This window comes from Tolypothrix sp. VBCCA 56010 (genome assembly GCF_050875635.1).
GTDB lineage: Bacteria > Cyanobacteriota > Cyanobacteriia > Cyanobacteriales > Nostocaceae > Hassallia.
Window position 1 is genome coordinate 1 of sequence record NZ_JBPAOH010000383.1, and the last position, 838, is coordinate 838.

The following is an 838-nucleotide window of genomic DNA, read 5'->3' on the forward strand; positions in this document are numbered from 1 at the left end:
CCGGAAATAACTCAGGTAGATTAATTAGAAACTTTTATTGGTCAAAAAAAACAAAATTTGGTTATGGACAGCAGTAAATAAGCATGTTCCAGGTATTATAACCGGGGTTTTAGGAGATAGAAGTTCTGAAACATTTAAATTATAATAGAATATCATAAAATGTTGGAATTATTATTTTTATGTCACAGATGGCTATCCAGTCTATCCATGTTTTATTAGTGATGAAGACCATATTGTTAGTAAAATATATATGACTAGAGTAGAAGGATAAAATAGTCGTTTAAGACATTATTTAGCTCGATTACATAGAAAAACATTCTGTTATTCGCGCGTCAGAATAAATGCTGAAATTTTCAATTCGGTTAGTAATACATTATCTTAAGTATGGTGACGATGCACTGCGGGCGCACTGCGCCCGCTTTTCTTGAGGCGATCGCATGATTCATACTTTGATTCAGCAACGCCGGGAATTTTTAGCATCCTAGTACGGGCGTCCTTTTTAGGGATTGGAATACTGCGTAACTTCTGGTGAATCCAGTTATTACCTAATGTTTTTAACAGGTTTTCTAGTGCAAAGCGTTCCTCAAGGGATTCTTCTGCCATCTACCGTTCCCGCGAGCATATTTCGCTCCCAGCGAGCAGCCTGATTACGCTGGTTCTCCTTAACGAAGGATAAAGGAGTTCACTTTCGTTGTCCTTAGCCGGACGCTTGGCGCTTCACCACTTTTAGGCTAGTAACCCAAGTTGCGGGTTATGGGAATCCAAGTGCTATGCACCTGCTGATTCATGCGATCGCCAATCACAAATTGGCGGTTGCGAGTAGTGCAACCGCAACTTC

The 838-nt window shown here is 40.0% G+C and carries 1 protein-coding gene and 1 pseudogene; one reads left to right on the plus strand and one right to left on the minus strand.

Annotation, left to right across the window (positions count from 1 at the left end; genetic code table 11):
- Positions 1 to 24: 24 nt before the first annotated feature.
- Positions 25 to 428: pseudogene (locus tag AABK37_RS41620) on the plus strand (IS1 family transposase); the annotation flags it as partial.
- Here the strand turns inward: AABK37_RS41620 and AABK37_RS41625 are convergent.
- A complete protein-coding gene (locus AABK37_RS41625; RefSeq protein WP_432557217.1) occupies positions 379 to 603 on the minus strand; it encodes a hypothetical protein in 225 nt (74 codons plus the stop codon). The pseudogene AABK37_RS41620 and the gene AABK37_RS41625 overlap by 50 nt on opposite strands.
- Between the last annotated feature and the right edge of the window lie 235 nt (positions 604 to 838).